This window comes from Paenibacillus puldeungensis (assembly GCF_042678945.1).
Lineage (GTDB): Bacteria > Bacillota > Bacilli > Paenibacillales > Paenibacillaceae > Fontibacillus > Fontibacillus puldeungensis.
In genome coordinates, this window is sequence record NZ_JBHTLM010000003.1 from 74,626 (window position 1) to 92,101 (window position 17,476).

A 17,476-nucleotide genomic window follows, 5' to 3' on the forward strand; every position below is an offset into this window, starting at 1 on the left:
GGCCGTTACTTGACCTCCATGAGACGGTACAAAATGCGAAAACCGTATGCGTCTAACGATATATTCATCACCCCGTTCGAGGGCATTACCCTTTCATCAGTCAAGGCGTCCCGCCAATCGTTCGTTTGCATCGGGTGGGATAGCGTTTGCGGCTTAAGTGTATTGTTCATCCATACCGTAAAATGCATCCGGCCATCCATGCGCTCATAAATGATACAGGGGTCCCCAGGCTCTGCATGCAGAAACCGGAAATGGCCCTGCTTGAGTGCGTCATGTTTTTTTCGCAGACCGATCATTAGCTTGTAAAAGTCGTATAGTTCATGGTCCTGCTTCTGTTTATCCCACTCCATACATTTTCGGCAATCCGGATCGCCATCACCGACTAGACCTATTTCGTCGCCGTAAAATACGCAGGGCGTACCTATGTACGTGAATAAAAACACAACACATAACTTGAGCTTCCGTTTATCGTTGCCAACACGTGTTAACAGACGAGGCGTATCGTGGCTGCACAGCATATTGAATATCACTTCATTGATCTGCTGCGGGTAGCGCATAATCAGAGCGCCCATCTCATCCGCAAAAATGCTTCCCTCATAGCCCTCATTAAAAAACTTCAATACCTTATCCGCAAATGGGTAATTCATGACCGAATCGAACTGATCCCCGAGCAGCCAGCTCAGAGAATCGCTCCATACCTCTCCAATGATGTAAGCCTCCGGATTTGCGCTTTTTACAATCTGCCGGAACTCCCGCCAAAAATGGTGATCAATTTCATTTGCAACATCAAGCCGCCAGCCATCGAGCTTAATTTCCTTAATCCAATATTCCGCAACGCCAAGCAAATATTTCTTTAGCTCAGGGTTGGCCGTATTGAATTTAGGCATATTGGAAAAGAAACCGAACGTATCATAAGTCGGAATGCCATTTTTTACACTGACCGGATATTCGTTGATATGGAACCAGTCTGCATAAGGGGACGCTGCCCCATTTTTGACCACATCCTGAAAAGGGGGGAACGCTTCGCCGCAATGATTAAATACAGCGTCTAAAATTACACGAATACCGCGCTCATGGCACTTCTCAACGACCTGTTTCAGCAGCTCGTTATCTCCAAAATGAGGATCGACGTTTTTATAATCCAAGGTGTCATATTTGTGATTGGATGGGGCCGTAAAAATCGGCGTAAAATAGATCGCCGTAATACCCAAATCGGAAAGATCATCCAAGTGATCCAAAACTCCTTTTAGATCGCCACCAAAGAAATTTTGGCGTGTCGGTTTGCCGCCCCAGTTCTCCGTAGGTTTTGGATCGTTCGAGGGATCGCCGTTTGCAAACCGTTCGGGCATGATTTGATAAAATACGGCCTGTTTGGCCCATTCCGGAACTTTGATTACATCGATCTCATGAATATAAGAAAATTCAAACAATTCACCGGGAGGAGATGGCTCCTCGGATTGGATACCCGTATCGAGGAGGTATATCGTTTCTGTACCCGAGGTCAGCTTGAATGCATACGATAACCGCTTGAACTTCGGCCTAACTGAAACCTCCCAGTAGTCAAACATTCGGTCACGCGCCGCTTTTTCCATCGGTAATTCCAGATAGGTTCCTTTCCAATCGTATTTGTCTCCGGTCATCGCGAAGACATGCTCAACATCATCTCGTTTGGTACGGACACGGAGATGGATGGTAGACGAATCATAAGCGTAGGCCCATTTATCTCTTGGCACATGATACACCGCTTCCAGCAGCACGGATGTTCACTCCTCTTCGCAGGAAATAGCTGAAAACCAAATCATGCTACTGTTATTCCCACTTAACGCACGTGCCATCAAAAAAATAATACACATAATTATGCATATTATTGACCACAGTAATATAAAAGATGGCAAACCCTCCAATAACTTTGATAGAAAGTATGAAAATATAATGAATGCTATGAAAAACCTTTGCATATATATGCAATCTGATTTATAATTAGCCCAGTAATGATGATACCAATGCATAATTGAAACAAGAACAGGAGAGAGAATAATGAAAAAATGGGGCATATTACTAGTAGCAATGATGATGGTAACGATGGTGCTTGCCGCATGCGGACAAGAAAAAAATGGCAGCGGTAACCAGGCTAACGATAAAACGACCAGTCAAGCGGGAAGTCAAAATAAGGCTGACGAGTCTGGAAATAAAACGGAAGGCGGCAAAAAGCTGATTGTTGGGATGAGCGCTGACTTCCCTCCTTATGAGTTCCACATCAAGGACGCAAACGGAGAAGATCAAATTGTCGGTTTTGACGTAGAGATCGCCAAAGAAATTGCCAAGGATTTAGGTGCTGAGCTCGAAGTCAAAGATATGCAGTTCGATTCCTTGTTAAACGAGCTGGCGAGCAGCCGTGTAGATCTGGTTATCTCTGGACTCAGCCCGAAGCCGGAGCGTAAAAAACAAATCGACATGTCGAAAATTTATTACAAAGCAGAGCAGGCGATCGTAACCCGCTCTGAGGATAAAGCAAAGTATGCAACGATGGACTCGTTGAAAGGTGCTAAGATCGGCGTACAAAAAAGCTCCATCCAAGAGGATATGGCCAAACAAGTTCCGGAAGCTAAGCTGACTTCGCTCGCAAAAATTAACGACATTATTATGCAACTGAAATCAGGTCGTGTAGATGTAGCCATTATTGAAGGACCAGTTGCTAAGTCTTTTGTTAAAAACGTAGAGGGCATCGACATTACCGACGCAAAACCGGTAACGGAAGATGAAGGTTATGTGATCGGCGTTAAGAAAGGCAATCAAGAAATGCTGGATCAAGTCAACAAGACGCTGGATCGCCTGATTTCAAGCGGAAGCATCGATAAATTTGTGGCCGATGCGAGCGCACTTGCCGAAAAATAAGTAACGGATCGATCTGCAGAAAATAGCGGAGCTCATTCGCTATTTTCTATTTTTTTGTTTTAGGTTTTTAGGTAAAATAGGAGGAATGATCGCTTTATGAATCTCATTGATATGTTTATCGAATATCGGAGCTATTTTCTAACCGGTTTGCAATATACCCTTTTGCTCGCAGCCATCGGGGTATTTTGTGGCTTTATTCTAGGGATGATTGTTGCGTTGATCCGTATGTCTTCCTGGGGGATTGTCCGTTTTATAGGTCACGCGTGGGTAGAATTTCTGCGTGGTACTCCAATGCTTGTGCAGTTATTTATTATTCACTACGGTTTTCCTACAATCGGAATTAGTTTTTCCCCGATTGAATCCGGTGCGATTACGTTATCGATTAACAGTTCCGCTTATTTGGCAGAAATTTTCAGGGCAGGAATTCAAGGCGTTGACCGCGGACAAGGAGAGGCGGCGCGTTCTTTGGGGATGACGCGTGGAATGGCTTTACGGTTTATAATTATTCCACAAGCGGTTAAGACAGTGCTTCCAGCGATCGGCAATGAGTTCGTAACGATTATCAAGGAATCGTCTATCGTTTCGATCATCGGGATCACCGAGCTCATTTTCCAATCCGGTGCGATTGTCGGTATTACGTATAACGGGATGACACCATACTTAATCGTAGCGGTTATGTACTTTATCCTGACATTTACCTTATCCCGTATATTAGGTATATTCGAAAGGAAGTTGAAGACCAGTGATCATCGTTAATGATTTGCATAAAAAATTCGGTTCGCTGCATATTTTGAAGGGCATTGACTTGGAAATCTCTAAAGGGGAAGTCGTCGTAGTCATTGGCCCTAGTGGTTCGGGGAAAAGTACTTTTCTGCGCTGCTTGAACCTGCTAGAAGAGCCGACCCAAGGTGAAATTAAGTTTGAGGGCGAGTCCATTACAGGAAAGGGGCACAACATTAATAAGACCCGTGAAAAGATGGGGATGGTGTTCCAGCAATTTAATTTGTTCCCGCACAAAACGGTAATCGATAACATCACCTTAGCGCCGATTCGCGTGAAGAAGATGGATAAGAGCAAAGCGGAAGCAATAGCTATGGATTTGCTGCGCACAGTCGGTCTTGAAGACAAGCGGGACGCATATCCATCCCAGCTGTCCGGCGGTCAGAAGCAGCGGATTGCCATTGCCCGGGCGTTAGCCATGGAACCGCATGTGATGCTGTTTGATGAACCTACGTCTGCACTTGACCCCGAGATGGTCGGTGAGGTGCTTGACGTTATGAAAAAGCTGGCTGAGCGCGGTATGACGATGGTAATCGTAACCCATGAGATGGGCTTTGCCCGCGAGGTAGGAGATCGAATCTTGTTCATGGACCAAGGCGTTATCGTCGAGCAAGGAACACCACAGCAAGTATTTGGTTCGCCACAGCATCAGCGGACACAGGATTTTTTAGGAAAAGTGCTATAATATCTCGCTATTTAAGGACCGTCCGGTTGATCTGGGCGGTTTTTAATTTTGATGACAGGATCAACTAAATAGATAACAATATGTTTACTTCTAGGCTTGAGAAAGGCGCGTTGCGTCGGCCTTATTTTTAGTTGGGAATATTTTCACGTTCAATTGGTAACAAAATTGTGATATATTCAAAAGGCCGAAACCTGCTCCAAGCAGGTGCGGGGGACGATTTATGAAGACAGATGGCTATTGATGGCTATCGATGTTTTCTTGGGGTGAAGCGCTTACTTAAGCGCCGGGGACAATCCTTTTTCCCGAATCCGACAACTAACTCCGCAGGCGATCGCAAAGGAGGGCATCATGTTGAAACAACGTATTTGGTCTAAGGTTTTAAAATCAGCGGTCGCAGCCGCAAGTATTGCAATGGTTCTTCAGACGGCACCCGTATATGCGGACACAGTACATAAGGCTAAGGAGGGAGACACCTTCTACGAATTGGCCCAGAAGTACGGAGTGAATCTTGTGCAGTTGATGAATGCGAATAAGGATGTTAATCCAACGAATATTTACGAAGGGATGGACATCACTATCCCTGGGAAGGAACTTCGTGCCTTATCCACAGCCGGGCCTGCTAAGATTGAAACCATAGAGGCTGCAAAAGCAGCTGTATCGCCACTTAGCGTAATATCTGCCGAAAATATGGTTGAGGCGTGGGGCAAGACGTTTAATTACAGTAGCACACTGCAGGTAAAAGCGAGCGCTTATTCCGCAGCCGAAAGTGAGAACGGAAAATGGGGAGCTGTCGACTATTTCGGTAAGCCTCTAAAGCTGGGTACGATCGCGGTCGATCCGAAAGTGATTCCTATGGGCACCAAGGTGCTCGTTACTGGTCACAGCCATTCAGGACTTCCGAAGCAGGCATTTGTGGCGACAGCTAGCGACCAGGGCGGAGCAATAAAAGGCCGGCGTATCGATATTTTTATCCCCGGTAGCCAAAAAGCGGTAGCTCATTTCGGCTATCAGGACGTAACACTTTATATTTTAAACTAGTTTAAAAATAAAAGGGCTTTCCTTAAAGGGAGAGCCCTTTATTTTTATAGTTATCGGTATTTGACGGTATGCAGTAGCTCGGTCAAATCGACAAAGCTGTAGCCGCTGGCTTTGAGAAAACGGATAATTTCCGGCAATGCCTTGACCGTTCCTGTCAAGTCAGAGCCTACCCCTCCGCCGCCATGGTGGAGAACGATGGAGCCGGGGCCAACGGAAGATAAGACATTTCGCTTAACCTTTTCTTTGCTAAGACCTTTCCAATCCAAAGAATCCACGTCCCAATTGACGATCATATATCCGTTTTTCTTAAGCCATTTGACCTGTTCTTCCTTTATCTCACCGTAAGGTGGACGGATCAGCTTTGGCCTATAGCCAACGGTGCGCTGTATAACTTTTTCCGTGCGCAAGATTTCATTTTGAAACTGTTTCAACGAACGTTTCTTGAAAGCAGGGTGGCTAAAGGAGTGATTCCCTATAAGATGTCCTTCGGAGTGGATTCGTTTTACAAGTGTGGGAAACTTCTTAGCTCGACTACCAACGATGAAAAAGGTCGCCTTCACCCCTTCCTTTCGCAGAGCTTCTAAAATTTGAGGTGTGAATCTGGGATCAGGCACATCGTCAAAAGTTAGGGCCACCTGCTTAATCTCAGAATCCCCTCGGAATTTAAACGTTTCAGAGTACTTCTTCCGCAGTTCTGCCAAGTTTTTCGGCTTGCTAAGGGAAAGCATGGTTTCAGCCGGAGCGACGGTTTGTACCGAAATAATTTCGGGAGAATTGTAAGTCGGCTGGGGAAAGCTCATCTCAGGCGCTTTATTGGTTAATGATATCGCTATAGCCACAGCGAAGGTTGCGAGCAGGCTGTTACGGACGTAAGGCATTTAGGTTACCTCCTCGTTTTTCGGTACGCGAGATATATTAACTGGTATACCCTTATGCGCAGGAAATTATAAGAAACCTAGAAATAAAGCCGACTTTGCTAGGGTTCAATTGTGATGTGTGACAAACGTCACAGAAATCTTTTCAGAAAAATTGCATCTTTGATGAAGCAGATAAAGGGAAGAGGTGGATTCATGGCAGAAGTAGTAGCTAATCAGCAAGTAGCGCAAGGAGTATATAAACTTACAGTGGCTGGTCACTTTTTAGGGAAAATGGGTCAGTTCTACATGCTTCGCGCCGGGGATCGCTATCCTTTGTTATCAAGACCGATTAGCATATTTGATCTCACAGAGGACCGGATTGAATTCCTGTATTTAGTCGTCGGGGAAGGGACAAAAATCTTTTCCGGCTTAAAACCGGGGGATACGATCCATTTGGATGGGCCGTTTGGTAACGGATTCTTCAAACCGGAGGGAAAAACGGCTTTTGTTGGAGGCGGTATCGGTATCGCTCCGTTCTTTTATGCGCTGCGAGAAGTGCCTGATGCTGATGTGTATTTGGGCTTCAGCCGGGAGGCTTATATGGAGGAGGCATTCCGGAAGGCAGCCAAGGGGAACGTGATAGTGGATGTAGGCGGGGTCATTCTAGATCAGGTTGATTTTAATGCCTACGATACGATCATTGCCTGCGGTCCTCACCCGATGCTGCATGCAGTTCAGCGCAAGCAGCTCAGCTCGGGAACTCGCGCTAAAGTGTATGTTTCGCTAGAGAACCGCATGGCGTGCGGAATTGGGGCGTGTCTGGTCTGCAGCGTCAAGTACCGGGACGGTCGGAAAAAAGCATGTGCGGACGGCCCTGTATTTCCGGCAGAGGAGGTCATATTCGAATGATCGACTTAACTTGCAACGTAGCAGGGGTGCATTTTAAAAACCCTATCGTCATGGCCTCCGGGACGTTTGGCTTCGGCAAAGAATACGGAGCTTTGTATGATATTAACCGGCTGGGAGGCATCTCCGGCAAAGGACTGACGCTGCACCCTAAAGCGGGGAACGATGGCGTACGGGTTGCGGAAACTGCATCAGGAATGCTAAACAGCGTCGGCTTGGAGAACCCGGGTGTAGAGGCGTTTCTCCGCGAGGAATGCACGCGTTGGGAAAAGCTCGACCTGGCAAGAATCGTCAACTTGGGCGGTAACACGATCCAGGAGTATGTCGAGGGCGCCCGTTTGATCGATGAGGATGCAGCGCGCCGTAATCGAGCAGGCAGCAAGGCCGTTGATATGATCGAGCTGAACATTTCCTGCCCGAATGTGAAAGCCGGGGGAATGGCCTACGGGATTAAGACGGAGGTTGCTCGCGACGTCGTGCGTCAAGTGAGAGAAGCTACTACATTGCCGCTCGTTGTGAAGTTATCCCCGAATGCGGAGGATATTACCGGCATGGCAGTCATGTGCCAGGAAGAGGGAGCGGACGGTGTCTCATTGATCAATACGTTCTCTGCCATGAAAATTGATATTCACAAGCGCCGGAGTGTATTTAACAATCTTTATGCCGGGTTGTCAGGCCCTGCAATCAAGCCAATTGCTCTGCGAATGGTTCATCAGGTATGCAAAGCCGTGACAATCCCGGTAATGGGTATGGGTGGAATTAGCAGTGCCGAGGACATCATTGAATTTATTATGGCCGGGGCATCGGTTGTTCAGGTAGGGACATACAATTTTGTGAATTTACGCGCTGGCGAACAGCTCGTAGCTGATCTAGAAGACTTTATGCGTAAGGAAAGCATTGCTTCTTTGGACGAAATTCGCGGCATCCTATAAAATAAGAGCATATCTTATGAAGGAGGCTGCGGCATTCTCATGTTTGATGATATTAAACTCGAAGCAATTCCCATGGGCCGTGATCTGCTGCTCACGATTACCGGCGGAGAAGCCCATATCGGTTCGGCGTCTACAGCTTATCCGGTATCTGGGGGCTTTGATGTACAGACTACGGCTGTTCCGGGACACAAGGAGCATACGCTGAGCGCGGATTTTGCCCGCCGAGCCGCTGCCGCGTTGAACAGAACGGTAACCGTGGTCATGGGAATTCATTATGATAACCTCACCAAAGAAGAGATTATGGCCATCTCGCAGCATACGTCAGACCTGTTAGAGAAGTATTTGCTTTCGGAAACGAATACCTTATAATATTGCGAAACTCAACACAAACAAGCAGAGAGCCTGTCTCTTTGCTTGTTTTGTTTGCATTTCATGTTTGTTCAGCAGCCTGAAATAAGTTATAAATGTATAGAAAGATCAAAAACTGACGATTCCTATTTTCGTTCTCAAATGATGGAGGTTCATGATGATGGATAAGCATTCCCCTAAAGATAAATTTCGGCGTAAAGCGATCTCAGTAGCTGAGGCGCAAGCAAAAATACTGCCACTAGTGGGACGGACCGAAGCGGAGTATGTTCCCTTATACGAAGCACAAGGACGGATTCTTGCCGAGCAAATCACGGCACCGCACCCTTATCCGCATTTTCGCCGCTCCGGCATGGACGGGTTTGCGATACTTAGTAGCGATACGGCGGACTGTTCGGCGGACCATCCGGTTTTGCTAGAGGTCGTAGATGAAATTGCATGTGGCGCATTACCTCGGGTTCCGCTTGCTCCCGGCAAAGTTGCACGAATCATGACTGGGGCCAAAGTGCCGGATGAAGCCGATGCTGTGGTTATGTTTGAAATGACCGAAACCGTTACCCAGCACGGGAAGGTATTTATTCGGCTAATCAGAGAGATTGAAAAAGGGAAAAATATAACGAATGTCGGACTGGAACTGGCAGCAGGAGATCCGATCCTTGCGCCAGGTCGAAACATAGGACCTGGTGAAATATCGGTGCTTGCGACGTTTGGCGTACATAGAGTTCCGGTTATGAAGCGGCCGCGTATCGCAATCTTCTCGACAGGCTCAGAGCTGCTTAGCATTGAGGAGCCGCTGCAGGATGGGAGAATCCGTAACAGCAACACTTACATGTTGGCAAGTCAAATCAAGGAGGCTGGGGGAGAGCCGTATATCCTTGAGGCGATTAAAGACGACCTGGTAACCGCGCAGCGGCGGGTGCAGGAGGCTTTTGACGAGTATGATATGCTGGTTACAACGGGTGGGGTATCTGTCGGGGATTTCGACATTATGGCCGACCTGGTGTCCGATGGAGATTTGGAGATGCTTTTTAACAAAGTGATGATGCGTCCCGGGAGTGTGACGACGGCAGCGGTTATGGATGGAAAACTCTTATTTGCCCTTTCAGGCAATCCGGGAGCATGTTTTGTCGGCTTTGAGCTGTTTGTACGTCCGGCGATTGGCGGTATGCTGGGAGTACCACAGCCCTTTCTGACGGAAATAACTGCTGAGCTTGGTCGACCTTACCGTAAAATCAACAGCTTTACCCGTTATGTTCGTGGACGGCTTGAGGTAAGGGAAGGTAAGCTATTTGCCTATCCCGCTGAGCTGGATGAATCTAACGTTATGATTACGATCAAGGACAGCGATGGATTAATCGTCATTCCACCATCAACCGAAGGTCGGGAGCCCGGTGAACTGGTTACGGTCCTGCGGCTGCCGGGCTGTTTGCTATGATGCTCATCAATAGAAGGAAGCTTGTTATTGGAGGTGTATGTGGTGCCGCCCGTTGTCCAAATCGTTGGGTTCAAAAATAGTGGAAAAACAACGCTAATTACCCGACTTTTGCACTTATTTAATGGCATGAACTTAAAGGTGGCTGTTATTAAGCACGATGTTCACGGCTTTGAAGTGGATCGTGAGGGGACGGATACGTATCTTTTTCGTGAGACAGGAGCGGCTGCAGCCGCTATTGTATCCCCTTGGAGAACGGCCATAGTGGAAGAGCAGGAGACACCGTTAAGCGAATTAATCGAGCATTTTGCAGCATATGACCTAATCCTCGTCGAAGGGTTTAAACAGGCGCATTATCCAAAGCTGGTGCTGCTCCGAGGGCCAGAGGATGTTGCCCTTCTGGAGCAGTCAAACCATATTTGCGCCATAGTCCAATCGGAGTTGGCCGAGAAGAGACTGTCGGATGAACAAGCATACTTCAATCTGCCTTGCTTCCAGCGTAATGAAATGGAGCGAATAGCTCAGTTCATTACTCAAACGCTTCTGTAAGGCACAACAAAAAAACGCCGTCAGGCGTTTTCTTGTTTTTGGTCCCACCATATTAGGTCCTTTTCTCGCTCATCATACACAACTAAATGTATTTAGTGCAGCTATTTCCAGGCCAATTCTGAATTTTTGGATTTTAACTGCAATATGTACATCAAAAATTGGGCAATTTGGACTGACAGGCTATTTTGCTCCCTTTAATTGCACTTTTTACTTTTAAATGCTCGGGGTTTCCAGTAAGACGATGTTTAACTGTATAGAATACAACTAGTGAGTCCTACGGCCGTCGGATACTGTTAGAAAAAACGTCGATCGACGTTTTCCGCCGACTTAACATCACGAACCCGTCTCGATCCGACGCTCGATCGCCTCGGACATCGTTTTGTCGGTAAGATGGGCATATACCTCGGTTGTTTCTGTTGAAGCGTGACCAAGCTGCTCTTTGGTTTTATAAATATCGTTCTGCAAATAATAATCCGTTGCGAAGGAATGGCGAAGCTTGTGGACGGTCAAATACGGTTTGCCAAAGCGTTTGGCATATTTGATAATCATCGCTTGAATCGCCCGCTTCGTCATACGTTTGCCTTCCTTTTGCCCGTTGGGCACAGCGACGAATAGTGCTTTTTCACGTTTAGGCGTCCGGTATCGGGTTTGCCGCAAGGATAAATAGTGGATCAGATCGTCCTTGGATTGTTCGCGAAAATAGACCGGCGTTTTAAACGTCTCGTCATTATGACCTTTGCGGAAGACGTATACCAGCTTGTTATTCAGGTCCAAATCATTCACATTCAGATTGACGACCTCGGACACCCGTAGGCCTGAGTTGAGAATAAGACTGACGATGCAGGCGTCTCGCTCTTTATTATGCTCATAGGCGTACAAAGCCTGCTTATTATCCGCAATATCATGTCCATACCCTTCAGCAATGTATCCTATAAACTCGATCAGCTCGTCTTCCTCCAGTATTTTTCCCTTAAGTTTAGCTGCAGTGTCCTTTGGCTTATGTATCCGCTTAATCTCCACTTTCGCCATAATGTTGCGCTTAAGCAGCGGATAGAAATTTTCGTCTTCGGCAATTTGGCTTAAATAATGGAATAAGGAGCGGAGGGAGGACATTTTTCGCGAAACCGTAACCTTGGAATTGGTTCCTTCCGTGCGCGTGGTCAGATACAATCGGTAACCGACGATGCTCTCCATATGAAGAATCTCAAGATCGTTTAGCGTAATTTGAGCGTCTGTCTCCGCAGCTGATAGTCCTTCCGCCCGTAACCAACCAAAAAATTGCTCATAGTCCCGAACGTATTCGAGCAGGGTGGAAGGGGAAAGGTCCGGCAGCTTGTAATCGATAAATTGTTGTACGAACCAAGGCATAAGCACAACCTTTTCATCGAGTTTTTTACGGTCGATGCTTTTCTGAATATTCATCTAGTTAACAGTACCTCCTTCCGAAAAACTGTAATTTAAACACGCACCAGGAAAATAAAATCCGGATCACCATGGGCTTGCGGAATTTCCTGAATTTCCACGTTTCCAAAGTGGGTCTTCAGCAAACCAGCAAAGTCAGGTGAAGGCGTCGCACTCCAGAATGTAATGCAGCCGTTTGGATTAAGCCGGGACTTCAGGACATGAAGTCCTTTGTCATCATACAGAGAGGCATTGCCGTCGTATACCTTCCAGTCTGGGCCGTTATCAATATCAAGACAGATCAAGTCAAAAGACTGCTTCGTTTCCCGAATCCAAGCCACAAGGTCAGCCTGAACCAGCTTTGTTCTGGGATTTGCCAAGGCATAATCGGAAACGGAAGCTAGAACAGTACGATTCCACTCGACTACCTTCGGTTCGATTTCAACAACAGTCACTTCTTTTACTCGTGGGTCTCGCAGCGCTTCCTGCAGCGAAAACCCAACGCCGAGACCGCCTACTAGCACCTGGCTTGGTTTATCAACATGCTGAAGCGCGCTTCGCACCAAAAGACGCTCCGATTCACCGTTATAAGTAGCCATTAGAAACGTACCGTTGCTAATGATTTCGTAGTACTGACCGCGTTGCTGAAGCTGAATTTCACCCCGTGGAGATTGTGCCCGTTCGATGACTTCAACTGGGGATTGTGAATCATTCAAAATAGACCCTCCTATAAAGTTAACATAATATTTATTATGTAAATAAGCGGTGGATATTCAAATTTCATATTTTGTATTAGATAAAAGACTGATTGAATTTTTGCAGAAGCTGCCCAAACTGCTGAGATTCGTCTTCCGACCAATTTTCTAACAGTTGTCGAATATGTGCTAGCCTCGCTTGCCTGTAATTAAGATACTCTTCTTCGCCGAGTTTTGTCAGTCGCAAAAAATAGGCTCTGCCATCTGCAGGATCAGGCTGACGGGTAACATATCCTTTATGCTCAAGAGCAGCGGTCTGCCGGCTCACCGTGGAAACATCCAGTTGGATTTCCTCAGCCAACGCTTTAACACCGATGGAACCACTTAGTCTGATATGATGCAGCAACAAATATGCGGAGCGCTCAAGCTTTCCGGCCTTCGCCGAAGTGGTCATCGAGGTAATCCGGCGGTATAGAATGGCGATTTCAAGTTCTATCGTTTCAAGTAATTGTTCATCCATCACATTAGTACCTCACACCAATTTAATATATTTATCGTACCATATGGACTAGGGATTTCAAATGAAGCGGGTTTACGTGTATGCAGTTTATAAATCCGTGGAACCCAGCCATGAGATTGACAATTTTGTAACTAGTTGTACAATACAATTATATAGGGATTAGGGGGATTAACATGCAGGCTCATGAAATCATGATCAAGCAAGTCTATAAAGTCAAGGAAACCGATACCGTCCGTTCAGTCATCGAGAAATTTATCGAGAATCGGATCAGCGGACTTCCTGTTGTCAATGAACGGAATGAAATCGTATCCTACATCAGTGATGGGGATATTATGCGGTATATTGGGAAACACCGCGATGTGGTCGTTGACTCGATCTACTATATTGCCGTATTCCAAGGCGATCAGGAAGCTTATGAGGAACGTGCGAAACGGCTGCTTAATTTGAATGTTAAGGATATCGGTAAGAAGAAAGTGTTTAAAGTTTCCTGGGATACCGACATTGAAGATGTAGCCGCCATTCTAGGTAAAAAGCAAATCAAGAAACTGCCTGTAGAACGAAATGGGGTCCTGGTCGGCATCATCAGTCGCGGAGATGTGATCAGACACTCTTTTAAAACTCTATTATAACCAGCAATCACCCGGGCATTTAAGGCTTGGGTGATTTTTATCAAGAACCTAGCGATGAAATTTCGCTAGGTTTTGCTATTTTTACTGCTTATTCGACTCGCCGCCCCCATGTTATAATAGATTGTTATGTTTTCCTCAATGCTTATCTATCGAAGGAGCTACAATGAATGAAATTTACGGTAAAGTACTTATCCTTTTTTGTAATTCAGGTCGAGGGGAAGGACGGGCAGACCAACAAAAGCTATAAACACTACCAAACATTGGATGGTTACGAGTATTTGGATAGTGAAATCAAGGTGTTTTTGGATGGGGAATTTACCCGGGTCGCCAAGCGGAAAGTGGACAAAAACCCGGCCGTAGAGCAGGCCCCTACTAAAATCGGGCGGTTCATAGTGGAGCCCGGCTACGAGTTGGACAGCAATCCGAACTTTAATATGTTTGCCCGTCTAAGGGCGGCTGACGACAAGGAAGACTATAAAAATGCATGCGATGATCTTGTTCGCGGGTATCTGGACACAAGCTCTGTCCGCGGTGGTGCGTTGATCGTCGTTCAAGCGGAACTTGATAAATATTCGGAAGATCCGTTCATATTCGTACTAAAATGCGACTTTGAGCCAAAGATTGCCCGAATCTCTGACGAACGCAGCCTAATCCGTCAAGTTGACATGGCGATTAGTGCGCGAAATATGAAGTCCATTCAATATCCTTACATGCTGGAAGAAGGTATGGTTGATGAATGGGAGCTCAAGATCCATCAATCGTCGCACGCAAAGTATTTTGAGGACTTTTTGCGATTTGTCACCTATGAGCAGTCGATTCCAGAAATCGTTAACGAACACGTCATGGAATACGTTCAAACGTATGTAGAAACCAAGTGGCCTGATGAGAACGAGGAGGAGCGCCAGCAGGTTGAAAAGGAGCTGGAGCTGTGGGCGGCTAGCGAGAAGAGAGATATTCAGGATAAATGGGAGCCGGAGCAGGTTTTTGAAGCTGCTGAAAAAATCGTTGAAATTAAACCGGAGATTGAGCTTAAGTTTCGGATAGGGGACACCTTGGTGAAGGGAAGGCTTGCCGACTTCGGCGACCACATTCACATTGCTAAATTAGACGGTCGCTATGCGGTCATCCTAGAAGGGGATTCCTTTACGTTCGACAAGGCGTTCTCTCCGGTAGAGCTTCTGCAGCCGGAGCCTTTTGCCGTTGTAGCCCAGCGCATTTTGGAGAAAAAGGTAGAAGAAGAGGACGACGATGTCCCTTTTTAATTGATAATTAATGAGATGAAATATAATAATTAATGCGTTTAATAAATCGACACTTTTCAACAAAAAAAGCGCCCAGCTGCATTTGCACATCTGCTGAGCGCTTTTTTGTATTTATTTTTTTAAAACCGCGAATATTACAAATCCAGCTTCGCAATTTCCGATTTTAGTTTGTTAGCTGACTCATGAAATTTCTTCAATTCCTCATCGTCAAGCTGCAGGTCGAGAATTTCGCGTACACCGGTACGGTCTACTACGCAAGGTACGCCGAGATATACATCCGAAACCCCGTTAAAATTATTGAGTAGAGTAGAGACATTCAGCACGGAAGCTTCATTTTGCAAAATCGATACGATAATCCGGTCTAGGGCCAGAGCAATTGCGTAAGATGTAGCTCCCTTGGCGTTGATGATCTCATAAGCTGCGTTCTTGGTGCTGTTGTAAATTTCCTCACGGTCTTCATCAGAGAACTCCAGGCCAATCCCTGCGACATTAGCCAAACTCCAAAGTGGCAGCTCCGAATCACCATGTTCGCCGATAATATGGGCATGGATACTGCGGGGGTTAATTTTCTTGTTTTGACCGATCAAATAACGGAAGCGGGCGCTGTCGAGCAGGGTACCTGAGCCGATAACGCGGTTTGATGGAAATCCGCTTTTCTTAAACGAAACGTAGGAAAGGATGTCTACAGGGTTGGTAGCTACCAAAATAATCGCATGATCGTTGTATTTTACGATGTTTTGAATAATGCTGTCGAAAATGACGGCATTTCTTTTTAGTAGGTCGATTCTGGTCTCACCAGGTTTTTGAGAAGCTCCTGCAGCGATGACGACGACATCTGCATCGGCACAATCACTGTAATCGCCAGCCCAAATCTTCACACCTCCGGTAAAAGGAAGGCCGTGGTTCATATCAAGCGCTTCTCCCAGCGCCTTCTCTTTATTGGCATCAATGAGAACAAGCTCCGAAACCCGCTCTCTCAGCATTAAAGTGTAGGCAGTTGTAGATCCCACTGCACCGGTTCCAATAATTACAACACGGCTGGAACGCAATTGAGTTTTCATTAATTCATCTCCTTGGTCAATTGTTTCTAACTTTAGATTACGCTAAAGAAAAGGTTCTTAACCCAAATACCCGCAATCTAAGGAAAGGAAACGTAAAGTTATGTTAGTTTGGTAAAGCCTGGACAATACCTTATTCATTTTTACACGAAATCATCAAAATTTAAAGTAAAATGTAGGAATTTTAGTTTTAATATTTAGTGAAAGAGAAGAAAGGCGTCAATTTTCTAGTTAACATAATAATAATTATGTTATTATATTAAAAATAAAATAAGTTTGTAACCACTAGTGTAACCATTCTGTAAGGACGAATCTCTCAATTTGTATTATTCTAGTAATATGAAATGAGAGAGGAAACCGGTGATAGCAAACTATGTCGTATATTAGTAGAAGTGAAAAGCGAAACTCCCCTCGAGTTAAAAGCGCTCGAGCCCATCGTAAGATGAGATATCTCATCCTTACAGCAGTATTTCTATCGGCTGTTTCATTAGTATTAACGGTGATAGTTGTTGGCGATTTTTTAGGTGGGCGCACTCACACCTATACTTCCGGAGAGGTTATCTCATCAAAATTATCTAGCATGAACAAACAATCCTCACCCGTAAAGAAAGTAGTTAAGGGAGATGGATCAACGCCTCAAACGGAAGATAATGCGTCGAAGGATACTGCTGACTCTACAACGGCCGAACCGAAGACAGAGGAGACTCAAGTTCAGCAAGAACAGTCGTCGGCGAACAAACCGTTACATAATACGGGTGAGGAGAGTAAGAAGATTCCGGCTAAATCTACTCAAATACCGGTCGTTGCCCCAAATCAGCCTAAGAAAGAGCAAGGGCAAAAAATTGTGTATTTAACGTTTGATGACGGGCCGGGAAAACATACAGAAAAAATTTTAGAGATATTGAACCGGTATCAAGTCCATGCCACCTTTTTCATGGTTGGTCGTCAGCTCTCTGGCTATGAGCAGGCTGTGAGGGACAGTCACGAAGCCGGAAATTACGTAGGTCTGCACAGCATGAGCCACAGTAAGAAGAAACTGTATGACGGCGATGGCTCCGGTGCTTTTATAAAAGAATTCACTCAGGAGCAAAAGTTGATGAAGCAGATCCTTGGCTATTCTCCTACGCTCATCCGGGCGCCGTACGGTAGTAAGCCGGAGATCGGCTATAATTTTCGTGGTGATATTGCGAAAGCTGGCTTTAAAATGTGGGATTGGACCGTGGATTCGAAGGACTGGAAATACCCGAATAGTCCAGATCGTATCGTGAAGGAGGTAAAGCGGCAAACCCACCGGGATGTCGAGGTCATTCTCATGCATGAGAAAGCTCAAACCATTAAGGTACTTCCGCAAATTATCGAATATTTGCAAAAGAAAGGGTATACATTTGCCGTCTATAAGCCTGATCAGCATTTTTCGGTAAATTTCGGCAAAGATCCACGTTTGTAATAGCGATTGAGAGGTTTGATATTC

General features: G+C 45.8%; 18 protein-coding genes and 1 riboswitch. Of the genes, 12 read left to right on the top strand and 6 right to left on the bottom strand.

Annotated features, from left to right (window positions below; genetic code table 11):
* Positions 1-5 precede the first annotated feature (5 nt).
* Positions 6-1,757, bottom strand: a complete 1,752-nt coding sequence (locus tag ACFQ3W_RS05260; protein ID WP_379317366.1) for an alpha-glycosidase — start codon at positions 1,755-1,757, stop codon at positions 6-8.
* Between the two features lie 280 nt (positions 1,758-2,037).
* Between ACFQ3W_RS05260 and ACFQ3W_RS05265 the strand changes: the two genes are divergently transcribed.
* From ACFQ3W_RS05265 to ACFQ3W_RS05280, 4 genes are all read left to right on the top strand, one after another.
* Positions 2,038-2,895: a transporter substrate-binding domain-containing protein gene (locus tag ACFQ3W_RS05265; RefSeq protein ID WP_379317368.1), complete on the top strand. Its 858-nt coding sequence runs from the start codon at positions 2,038-2,040 to the stop codon at positions 2,893-2,895.
* A gap of 96 nt (positions 2,896-2,991) precedes the next feature.
* The gene (locus tag ACFQ3W_RS05270; RefSeq protein ID WP_379317370.1) at positions 2,992-3,651 is read left to right on the top strand and encodes an amino acid ABC transporter permease; all 660 of its coding nucleotides are present in this window, start codon (positions 2,992-2,994) and stop codon (positions 3,649-3,651) included.
* Complete coding sequence (locus ACFQ3W_RS05275; protein WP_379317374.1) at positions 3,638-4,360, top strand: amino acid ABC transporter ATP-binding protein; 723 nt, start codon at positions 3,638-3,640, stop codon at positions 4,358-4,360. The genes ACFQ3W_RS05270 and ACFQ3W_RS05275 overlap by 14 nt, the downstream gene beginning before the upstream one ends.
* A 172-nt stretch (positions 4,361-4,532) precedes the next feature.
* Positions 4,533-4,705: riboswitch (cyclic di-AMP (ydaO/yuaA leader) on the top strand.
* Positions 4,706-4,708: 3 nt separating this feature from the next.
* A complete protein-coding gene (locus ACFQ3W_RS05280; protein ID WP_379317377.1) occupies positions 4,709-5,398 on the top strand; it encodes a 3D domain-containing protein in 690 nt (229 codons plus the stop codon).
* A gap of 50 nt (positions 5,399-5,448) precedes the next feature.
* Here ACFQ3W_RS05280 and ACFQ3W_RS05285 read toward each other — a convergent pair whose 3' ends face one another.
* Positions 5,449-6,276, bottom strand: a complete 828-nt coding sequence (locus ACFQ3W_RS05285) for a polysaccharide deacetylase family protein (protein WP_379317379.1) — start codon at positions 6,274-6,276, stop codon at positions 5,449-5,451.
* Positions 6,277-6,468: 192 nt separating this feature from the next.
* Between ACFQ3W_RS05285 and ACFQ3W_RS05290 the strand changes: the two genes are divergently transcribed.
* The 5 genes from ACFQ3W_RS05290 to mobB all read left to right on the top strand — a co-directional run bounded on the left by ACFQ3W_RS05290 (position 6,469) and on the right by mobB (position 10,440).
* Positions 6,469-7,164: a dihydroorotate dehydrogenase electron transfer subunit gene (locus ACFQ3W_RS05290; protein WP_379317381.1), complete on the top strand. Its 696-nt coding sequence runs from the start codon at positions 6,469-6,471 to the stop codon at positions 7,162-7,164.
* Positions 7,161-8,093 carry a dihydroorotate dehydrogenase gene (locus tag ACFQ3W_RS05295; RefSeq protein WP_379317383.1) on the top strand — a complete coding sequence of 311 codons (933 nt, stop codon included), beginning with the start codon at positions 7,161-7,163 and terminating at the stop codon, positions 8,091-8,093. The genes ACFQ3W_RS05290 and ACFQ3W_RS05295 overlap by 4 nt, the downstream gene beginning before the upstream one ends.
* Before the next feature lie 39 nt (positions 8,094-8,132).
* The gene (lpdD, locus tag ACFQ3W_RS05300) at positions 8,133-8,462 is read left to right on the top strand and encodes a prenylated flavin chaperone LpdD (protein ID WP_379317385.1); all 330 of its coding nucleotides are present in this window, start codon (positions 8,133-8,135) and stop codon (positions 8,460-8,462) included.
* Between the two features lie 157 nt (positions 8,463-8,619).
* Positions 8,620-9,894 (top strand): molybdopterin molybdotransferase MoeA, encoded by a 1,275-nt coding sequence (locus tag ACFQ3W_RS05305; RefSeq protein ID WP_379317944.1) that lies wholly within the window; start codon positions 8,620-8,622, stop codon positions 9,892-9,894.
* 42 nt (positions 9,895-9,936) lie between these two features.
* Entirely contained in the window at positions 9,937-10,440 is a 504-nt protein-coding gene (gene mobB / locus ACFQ3W_RS05310) for a molybdopterin-guanine dinucleotide biosynthesis protein B (protein WP_379317387.1), read from the top strand.
* Between the two features lie 333 nt (positions 10,441-10,773).
* Here the strand turns inward: mobB and xerS are convergent, their stop codons facing one another.
* The 3 genes from xerS to ACFQ3W_RS05325 all read right to left on the bottom strand — a co-directional run bounded on the left by xerS (position 10,774) and on the right by ACFQ3W_RS05325 (position 13,056).
* Positions 10,774-11,862 (bottom strand): tyrosine recombinase XerS, encoded by a 1,089-nt coding sequence (xerS, locus tag ACFQ3W_RS05315; protein WP_379317389.1) that lies wholly within the window; start codon positions 11,860-11,862, stop codon positions 10,774-10,776.
* Positions 11,863-11,897: 35 nt separating this feature from the next.
* Complete coding sequence (locus ACFQ3W_RS05320) at positions 11,898-12,557, bottom strand: spermine/spermidine synthase domain-containing protein (protein ID WP_379317391.1); 660 nt, start codon at positions 12,555-12,557, stop codon at positions 11,898-11,900.
* 76 nt (positions 12,558-12,633) lie between these two features.
* The gene (locus tag ACFQ3W_RS05325) at positions 12,634-13,056 is read right to left on the bottom strand and encodes a MarR family winged helix-turn-helix transcriptional regulator (RefSeq protein WP_379317393.1); all 423 of its coding nucleotides are present in this window, start codon (positions 13,054-13,056) and stop codon (positions 12,634-12,636) included.
* Positions 13,057-13,229: 173 nt separating this feature from the next.
* Between ACFQ3W_RS05325 and ACFQ3W_RS05330 the strand changes: the two genes are divergently transcribed.
* Entirely contained in the window at positions 13,230-13,685 is a 456-nt protein-coding gene (locus ACFQ3W_RS05330) for a CBS domain-containing protein (RefSeq protein ID WP_379317395.1), read from the top strand.
* Positions 13,686-13,852: 167 nt separating this feature from the next.
* Positions 13,853-14,947 (top strand): DUF3900 domain-containing protein, encoded by a 1,095-nt coding sequence (locus ACFQ3W_RS05335; RefSeq protein ID WP_379317397.1) that lies wholly within the window; start codon positions 13,853-13,855, stop codon positions 14,945-14,947.
* A 134-nt stretch (positions 14,948-15,081) separates the two neighbouring features.
* On the opposite strand, the gene ACFQ3W_RS05340 is transcribed toward ACFQ3W_RS05335, so the two are convergent.
* Positions 15,082-16,008, bottom strand: coding sequence for an L-lactate dehydrogenase (locus ACFQ3W_RS05340; protein WP_379317399.1), 927 nt, complete (start codon positions 16,006-16,008; stop codon positions 15,082-15,084).
* A 577-nt stretch (positions 16,009-16,585) separates the two neighbouring features.
* Between ACFQ3W_RS05340 and ACFQ3W_RS05345 the strand changes: the two genes are divergently transcribed.
* Entirely contained in the window at positions 16,586-17,452 is an 867-nt protein-coding gene (locus ACFQ3W_RS05345; protein ID WP_379317401.1) for a polysaccharide deacetylase family protein, read from the top strand.
* Positions 17,453-17,476 lie beyond the last annotated feature (24 nt).

Coding starts and splice junctions, on each gene's coding strand:
- ACFQ3W_RS05265 (WP_379317368.1), top strand. CDS start 2,038: ATGAAAAAATGGGGCATATTACTAGTAGCAATGATGATGGTAACGATG.
- ACFQ3W_RS05270 (WP_379317370.1), top strand. CDS start 2,992: ATGAATCTCATTGATATGTTTATCGAATATCGGAGCTATTTTCTAACC.
- ACFQ3W_RS05280 (WP_379317377.1), top strand. CDS start 4,709: ATGTTGAAACAACGTATTTGGTCTAAGGTTTTAAAATCAGCGGTCGCA.
- ACFQ3W_RS05285 (WP_379317379.1), bottom strand. CDS start 6,276: ATGCCTTACGTCCGTAACAGCCTGCTCGCAACCTTCGCTGTGGCTATA.
- ACFQ3W_RS05290 (WP_379317381.1), top strand. CDS start 6,469: ATGGCAGAAGTAGTAGCTAATCAGCAAGTAGCGCAAGGAGTATATAAA.
- ACFQ3W_RS05295 (WP_379317383.1), top strand. CDS start 7,161: ATGATCGACTTAACTTGCAACGTAGCAGGGGTGCATTTTAAAAACCCT.
- lpdD (WP_379317385.1), top strand. CDS start 8,133: ATGTTTGATGATATTAAACTCGAAGCAATTCCCATGGGCCGTGATCTG.
- ACFQ3W_RS05305 (WP_379317944.1), top strand. CDS start 8,620: ATGATGGATAAGCATTCCCCTAAAGATAAATTTCGGCGTAAAGCGATC.
- xerS (WP_379317389.1), bottom strand. CDS start 11,862: ATGAATATTCAGAAAAGCATCGACCGTAAAAAACTCGATGAAAAGGTT.
- ACFQ3W_RS05325 (WP_379317393.1), bottom strand. CDS start 13,056: ATGGATGAACAATTACTTGAAACGATAGAACTTGAAATCGCCATTCTA.
- ACFQ3W_RS05330 (WP_379317395.1), top strand. CDS start 13,230: ATGCAGGCTCATGAAATCATGATCAAGCAAGTCTATAAAGTCAAGGAA.
- ACFQ3W_RS05335 (WP_379317397.1), top strand. CDS start 13,853: ATGAAATTTACGGTAAAGTACTTATCCTTTTTTGTAATTCAGGTCGAG.
- ACFQ3W_RS05340 (WP_379317399.1), bottom strand. CDS start 16,008: ATGAAAACTCAATTGCGTTCCAGCCGTGTTGTAATTATTGGAACCGGT.
- ACFQ3W_RS05345 (WP_379317401.1), top strand. CDS start 16,586: ATGAACAAACAATCCTCACCCGTAAAGAAAGTAGTTAAGGGAGATGGA.